General features: G+C 72.9%; 7 protein-coding genes. 1 reads left to right on the plus strand and 6 read right to left on the minus strand.

Going from position 1 to position 6,698, the window contains the following annotated elements:
* Window positions 1-240: 240 nt before the first annotated feature.
* A complete protein-coding gene (locus ACESL7_RS11370) occupies window positions 241-888 on the minus strand; it encodes an RluA family pseudouridine synthase (RefSeq protein WP_372893438.1) in 648 nt (215 codons plus the stop codon).
* A 109-nt stretch (window positions 889-997) separates the two neighbouring features.
* On the opposite strand from ACESL7_RS11370, the gene truB reads away from it, so the two are divergent.
* Entirely contained in the window at window positions 998-1,903 is a 906-nt protein-coding gene (gene truB / locus ACESL7_RS11375) for a tRNA pseudouridine(55) synthase TruB (protein WP_372893439.1), read from the plus strand.
* A 60-nt stretch (window positions 1,904-1,963) separates the two neighbouring features.
* On the opposite strand, the gene ACESL7_RS11380 is transcribed toward truB, so the two are convergent.
* The 5 genes from ACESL7_RS11380 to ACESL7_RS11400 form a co-directional block, all read right to left on the minus strand.
* Window positions 1,964-2,437: an Hsp20 family protein gene (locus ACESL7_RS11380; RefSeq protein WP_372893440.1), complete on the minus strand. Its 474-nt coding sequence runs from the start codon at window positions 2,435-2,437 to the stop codon at window positions 1,964-1,966.
* 141 nt (window positions 2,438-2,578) lie between these two features.
* Window positions 2,579-3,394: a trypsin-like serine peptidase gene (locus tag ACESL7_RS11385; RefSeq protein ID WP_372893441.1), complete on the minus strand. Its 816-nt coding sequence runs from the start codon at window positions 3,392-3,394 to the stop codon at window positions 2,579-2,581.
* Between the two features lie 56 nt (window positions 3,395-3,450).
* On the minus strand, window positions 3,451-4,746 hold the full coding sequence (gene glcF, locus ACESL7_RS11390) for a glycolate oxidase subunit GlcF (RefSeq protein WP_372893442.1): 1,296 nt from the start codon (window positions 4,744-4,746) through the stop codon (window positions 3,451-3,453).
* Between the two features lie 2 nt (window positions 4,747-4,748).
* Complete coding sequence (locus ACESL7_RS11395) at window positions 4,749-5,840, minus strand: FAD-binding protein (protein WP_372893444.1); 1,092 nt, start codon at window positions 5,838-5,840, stop codon at window positions 4,749-4,751.
* Between the two features lie 83 nt (window positions 5,841-5,923).
* Window positions 5,924-6,698 (minus strand): FAD-linked oxidase C-terminal domain-containing protein (locus tag ACESL7_RS11400; RefSeq protein ID WP_372893443.1); only part of this gene is annotated, 775 nt, incomplete at its 5' end.

Raw genomic sequence — 6,698 nt, forward strand, 5'->3', positions numbered from 1 at the left:
CCACCGGAGTCAACCGTGCGGCGCGGCCTTGCGGCCGCACGCTCTCTGGCACTGCGTGCGATCAGGGGGGGCGCTGCCCCCCTCGGCCCGTGCCGGGCCTCACCCCCCGGAGTATTTCATCCAAGGTGATGGCAGGGAGGGACATCGCCCGCCCCATCATCTTGGTCCAAATACTCCGGGGGTGAATTGGCCGAAGGCCAAGAGGGGGCAGCGCCCCCTGCGCGCGGGCCGCTGCGCGGCTCAGAAGGGCGGCGGCGCGCGGAAGGTGGTGCCGGCACCGCCGTCCGGGTGATGCAGGCGCAATTCCTCGGAATGGAGCATCATGCGCGGGTGGTCGCGCGTCGCGCCGTGCGCGTAGAAGGGATCGCCGAGGATCGGGTGACCGATCTCGGCCATGTGGACGCGGAGCTGATGGCTGCGGCCCGTCTCGGGCATGAGCTTCACCCGCGTCTCGTCCTCGCCCCGGCGCTGCACGCGCCAGCGGGTCAGTGCGGGCTTGCCGGTGGCGTGGCAGACCTTCTGTTTGGGGCGGTTCGGCCAGTCGACGATCAGCGGCAGCGCGACCTCGCCGCGGTCCTCGGCGAGCGTGCCGGCCACCCGGGCGACATAGGTCTTCTTCACCTTGCGGCGTTCGAACTGGAGCCCGAGGTTGCGCTGCGCGGGCCGCGTCAGGGCGAAGACCATGACGCCCGAGGTGTCGCGGTCGAGGCGATGCACGAGAAGCGCCTCCGGAAAGGCTGCCTGAACGCGGGTGAGCAGGCAGTCGGCCAGATGCGCGCCGCGGCCCGGCACGGAGAGGAGGCCGGCGGGCTTGTCGACCACGACGATCTCGTGGTCGGCGTGCAGGATCGCCAGCGGTTCCTGGGGGGGCGCGTAGTCCTCGGACATGGGGCGCGGGGATAGGGATGCGCCGCGCGCCTGTCCAGCGGTGGATTGACGGGCGCGGCCGGAGGCTTTACCTCCCGCGGCCTTCCCGGAGGCAGCGACGAGGCGAGGTATGGCACGGCGGCGCAAGGGGCGCGACATTTCCGGCTGGCTGGTGGTGGACAAGCCCGCGGGCACGGGCTCGACCGAGGTGGTCAACACCGTGCGCCGTGCCTTCGACGCGAAGAAGGCCGGGCATGCCGGCACGCTCGACCCGGCAGCGACCGGCGTGCTCGCCGTGGCGCTCGGCGAGGCGACGAAGACGGTGCCTTACGTGACCGACGCGCTGAAGGCCTATGTCTTCACCGTCCGCTTCGGACAGGCGACCGAGACCGACGACGCCGAGGGCCGCGTGATCGCGGAGCGCGCCGACCGTCCCTCCGACGCGGGCTTGAAGGAGGCGCTGCACGGCTTCGTGGGCGAGATCATGCAGGTGCCGCCCGCCTATTCCGCCGTGCACGTGGACGGCGCGCGGGCCTATGCGCTCGCGCGCAGGGGCGAGGCGATGGAGCTCGCGGCGCGGCCGCTCTGGGTCGAGTCGCTCGTCCTGCTCGACCGGCCGGATGCGGATCACGCGGTTCTCGAGATGGTCTGCGGCAAGGGCGGCTACGTGCGCGCCGTTGCGCGCGACCTGGGCGAGGCGTTGGGCTGTCTCGGCCACGTCACGGAGTTGCGCCGCACCTGGTCCGGTCCCTTCACGGCCGAGGAGGGGGTCACGCTCGAGGAGGTCGCGGCGCTCAAGGGCACGCCGGAGCTCGACGCGAGGCTCCTGCCGCTCGAGGCGGGGCTCGGCGAGCTCCCGAAGGTGCGCGCGCCGGCCGAGAGCGTCGGGCGGCTGCGCAACGGCAACCCGGCGACCGTGATCGCGCACGGCCTCGAATACGGCGAGGAGTGCTGGGCCGAGGCGGAGGGCCGCGCCGTCGCCGTCGGGCGCTACAAGGGGGGCGAGCTGCACCCCTCCCGTGTCTTCGTGACCTGAGCGCAGGAAAACACCCTCCCCGGGCGGGGGAGGGTGCGATGCGCCGTCAGCCCCGGCCGATCAGTTCACGGCCTTCGCGTCGACAACATCCGTCCCGTTGGGCGCGTCCTCCGCCTTGCTGATGGCGATCCGCCGCGGCTTCAGCGCTTCGGGAATCTCCCGCTCCAGGTCGATGTGGAGCATCCCGTCGGCGTGGCTCGCCCCGGTCACGCGGACATGGTCGGCGAGGTGGAAACGCCGCTCGAAGGCCCGGGTGGCGATGCCGCGGTGCAGGTAGGTGCGGCCCTCGTCCTCCTCGGCCTTGCGGGCCGCGACGACGAGCTGGTTCTCCTTCACCTCGACCGACAGGTCGTCGGCCGCGAAGCCGGCCACCGCGATCGAGATACGGTAGGCGGTCTCGTCGGTCTTCTCGATGTTGTAGGGCGGATAGGTCGGCTGGCTCACGTCGCTGGCCAGCACGCGATCCATCATGTCGGCGAAACGGTCGAAGCCGACGGTGGCGCGGTACAGCGGTGCAAGATCGTAGCTACGCATGGGTCATCCTCCGTTGAGCGATACCTGATGGCGCCCTCCCTGCACGGGACGGGCGGTGCGTGGCCGCGGAGCCCTTGGCGGCGCCCCGCGTCCGGCGTCGATCTGGGAAGCGATGCGCCGCCTTTCAAGACGGCGGCGCGCTCACTCCGGGGTGACGAATTTCGCGCCGAGGCCGTCCGACCGCTCGCCCACGCCGATGCGGCGGACACGCGGCGCGGTCTCCTCCGCCCCGTGGCCGCGCCCGTTCGCGAGCTCGGCCTGCAGGAGCGCGAGCGGCCCTTCGAGCGCGGTGCCGAGCGCGACCTTGCGGCCGCTCATCTCGGCCTTGGCGCTGACCACCGAGACGATGCGCCGCCCCTCGGGGCCGAAGCTGAAGACCGGCGCACCGGAGGCGCCGAAATCCACCTCGCAATCCATCACCAGCACGCCGGACTGTTCCGCCTCGACGCTGCAGACCTCCTGCAGCGCGGGCGCCTCCGCGCGGTCGCGCGCGTAGGAGACGACGCCGATCTCGGCGCCCGGGCCGGGCCGACGTCCGGTCGCGAAGGGAATGACGGTCGTGTTGCGGATCGGGCGCGCGAGCTCGAGAAGCGCGACGTCGTTCTTCACGCGGCGCGGGCCCGAGCCGCTCTGGAAGACGTAGTTCGGATGCGCGACGGCGCGCCGGATCTCGCGGTAGGCCTCCGCCCGGCCGTGCCGCCAGCCGGCGAGGAAGGTGATCTCCCGGTGGTCGAACCGCTCGCCCGTCGCCTTGTCGTAGAGGCAATGCGCCGCCGTCAGCACCAGGTCGGGCGCGACCAGCGCGCCGGTACAGAAGCCCGTGCCCCCCATGTCGAGCCGGCCGACCGCCTCCCAGCCGCGGCCCTTCTCGCCGGTGTCGAGCGTCTCGAGCGGGCTTTCGGCGGGCGCGGCGCCGGCCACGGCCAAGGCGAGCGCGACGGTGGCGATCAGGCGCATCTGTGTCGACTTTCCTCTGTTCCGCCCGCGTCGGCTAGCCCTGCGGTCGGGCAGAATTAGGGCGCCGCCGTGGCGAGGGCCGGCGGTTTCGGCCCGCCGGTCGCCCAGTCGATCAGTTCGACGGTGTGCACCACCGGCACCTCCGTGCCGCCCCCGATCTGCATCATGCAGCCGATGTTGCCCGTGGCGATCACCTGCGGCGCCTTCGCCTCCAGCGTCGTCACCTTGCGCGCCTTGAGCTCGGCCGAGATCTCGGGCTGCATCAGGTTGTAGGTCCCGGCCGAGCCGCAGCAGAGGTGGCTGTCGGCGGGCTCCACCACCTCGAAGCCCGCTCGCTTGAGAAGGGTCTTCGGCGCGCCCTTGATCTGCTGGCCGTGCTGGAGCGAGCAGGCCGCGTGATAGGCGACCCGCAGCGGTTCGGGCGCAGCGGCCGCGGGGGCGAGCTCCTTCAGCACCTCGCTCACGTCGCGGGCCATGGCGCTCACCTCCGCCGCGTCGGCGGCCAGCGGATGCTCGCGGAACATGTGGCCGTAGTCCTTCACGGTGGTGCCGCAGCCGCTCGTGTTGATCACCACCGCGTCGAGGCCCGCGCCGCGCTTCTCCCGCATCCAGGCGCGGATGTTGGCCGCGGCGCTCGCATGGCTCGCGTCCGTCTGGCCCATGTGGTGGGTGAGTGCGCCGCAACAGCCCGCGCCCTCGGCCACCACCACCTCGGCCCCGAGGCGGGTGAGCACGCGGATCGTCGCGTCGTTGATGTCGGTGTTGAGCGCGCGCTGCGCGCAGCCCGTCATCAGCGCCACCCGCATCCGCCGTTCCCCTCGGGCCGGAAAGACCTGCGGGTCGTCGTTGCGGCTGACCGGCGGGATGCGCCTCGGCGCCATGTCGAGCATCGCGCGCAGCCGCGCATCCGGCATCAGCCGCCGGAAGGGTCGCCCGAGCGTCGCCGCCACGAGCGCGAGGCGGAAGCGCCCCGGGTAGGGCAGCACCTGCGCCAGCAGCCAGCGCAGCGCCCGGTCGCGCCACGGCCGGCGGTAGTGCTCCTCGATATAGGCCCGCCCGTGATCGACGAGATGCATGTAGTGCACGCCCGAGGGACAGGTCGTCATGCAGGCGAGGCACGACAGGCACCTGTCGATGTGCAGCACCGTCTTGTCGTCCGGCACCCGCTCCTGCTCCAGCATGTCCTTCATCAGGTAGATGCGCCCGCGCGGGGAATCGAGCTCGTCGCCGAGAACCTGGTAGGTCGGGCAGGTCGCCGTGCAGAAGCCGCAGTGCACGCAGGCGCGCAGGACCTCGTTGGAGCGCGCGATGTCCGGGTCGGTCAGCTGCTCGGCGGTGAAATTCGTCTGCACGCTCAGCCCTCCCTGTCGAAGATGCCGCGCGGGTCGAAACGGCGGCGCAGCCCCTCGGTCAGCGCCGCGACAGCCGCCGGCTCGGGCGGCGCGGCCGGCTCGGGGCCGGCGCCCCGCACCCGCGTCGCATGCCCGTCGAAGGCGCCGAGCCGCGCCCGCAGGTCGGTGCCCTCGGCCACGCGCAGCCAGATCAGCCCGCCGCCCCAGTCCAGAAGCGCCCCCTCCGCCCCGGCCCGCGCCACGAGCCCCGGCGCCGCGCTCGGGCGGCAGTGCACCCGCCAGACCGCGCCCGGCGTGCCATGGAAGGCGGCGACGTCGCGCACCCCGGCCCAGACCCCGGCCACCGCCTCGGCATCGCGCACCGCCTCCGCCGCGCCGAAGTCCGCCAGCCGGGCGGCCAGCCGCTCCAGCCGATAGTCCACCTGCGCCGCGAAGCCCTCGATCCGGAGCCAAGTCCGCGCCGCCTGCGGGTCGTGCGCCGCCCCCGTCACCTCGTAGGGCGAGCCGAGCGCCGTCGCCATCGCCGCGACCGCGCGTTCGACGTCGAGCCCCTCCAGCACGAGCATGCCCTGCGTCTCCGGCGCCGGCAGCACCTTGAGCGCGACCTCCGTGATCACGCCGAGCCGGCCCCGGCTGCCGCAGAGGAGCCGGACGAGATCGTAGCCGGTGACGTTCTTCATCACCCGCCCGCCGTTGGAGACGACGCGCCCCGTCCCGTCCACGAAGCGCAGGCCCAGCGCGAAATCCCGCGCCGCACCCGCCGCCACGCGGCGCGGTCCGCTCACGTTCGCCGCGACCACGCCGCCGAGCGTCGGCGCGCCCTCGGTCCCGAGGAGCCCGCGGTGGTCCATCGGCTCGAAGGCGAGGCGCTGGCCTTCCCCTGCGAGCAGGGTCTCCACTTCCGCCACCGGCGTCCCGGCGCCCGCCACGAGCGTCAGCGCGCCGGGTTCGTAGAGACGCACGGCCGACAGTCCGGCCGCGGACAGCGCCGCGCCCCGGCCCGGCGCGCCGCGCGTGCCGCCGCCGACCACCGACACCGGCGCGGTCGTCTCCGCCACGGCCGCGGCCATCTCCTGTTCCGACGTCGGTGCGATCATGTCTTCTTCTTGGGACACGTCTCCTCGGGGGGGGATGGCGCGCGCGTGCCGCGCGCGCCAGAGGGGGCAGACAGCCCCCTCTACTCCGCGGCGAGCCGTGCGCCGCGCCGGGCCTCGGAGACCGCGAGCGGAAAGACCTTCGCCGGGTTCAGGAGCCAGGCGGGGTCGAAGACGTCCTTCACGTCCATCTGCGCGGCGAGATCCGCGGGCGCGAACTGATGGCTCATCAGGTCGCGCTTTTCCACGCCCACCCCGTGCTCGCCCGTGAGGCAACCGCCGGCCTCGACACAGGCCTTCAGGATCTCCGCGCCGAGCGCCTCGGCGGTCTCCAGGTCGCCGGGGGCGTTCGCGTCGAAGAGGATCAGCGGATGCATGTTGCCGTCGCCCGCGTGGAAGACATTGGCGACCCGCAGCCCGAACTCGGCCGAGAGCTCCCCGATCCGGCCGAGCACGCGGGGCAGCTCGGAGACGGGGATCGTCCCGTCGAGGCAGATGTAGTCGCCCATCTGGCCCATCGCGCCGAAGGCGGACTTGCGGCCCTTCCAGATGCGCGCGGCCTCGTCCTCGTCTTCCGCCTCGCGCAGCTCGACCGGGTCGTGGCGGCGCGCGATCTGCGTGATGAGACCGAGCTGGTGGTCGATCTCGGCCTCCGCGCCCTCGACCTCGACGATCAGCAGCGCCTCGCAGTCCGGGTAGCCCGCGTGGGCGAAGGCCTCGGTCGCCTCGATGCAGGGGCGGTCCATGAACTCGATCGCTACCGGCAGCACGCCGGCGCGGATGATGTCGCTGACGCAGGCGCCCGCGACCTCCGAGGAGTCGAAGCCCATCAGCACCGGGCGCGCGCCCTCGGGTTTC

The organism is Rhodosalinus sp. (genome assembly GCF_041685465.1).
Classification (GTDB): domain Bacteria; phylum Pseudomonadota; class Alphaproteobacteria; order Rhodobacterales; family Rhodobacteraceae; genus Rhodosalinus.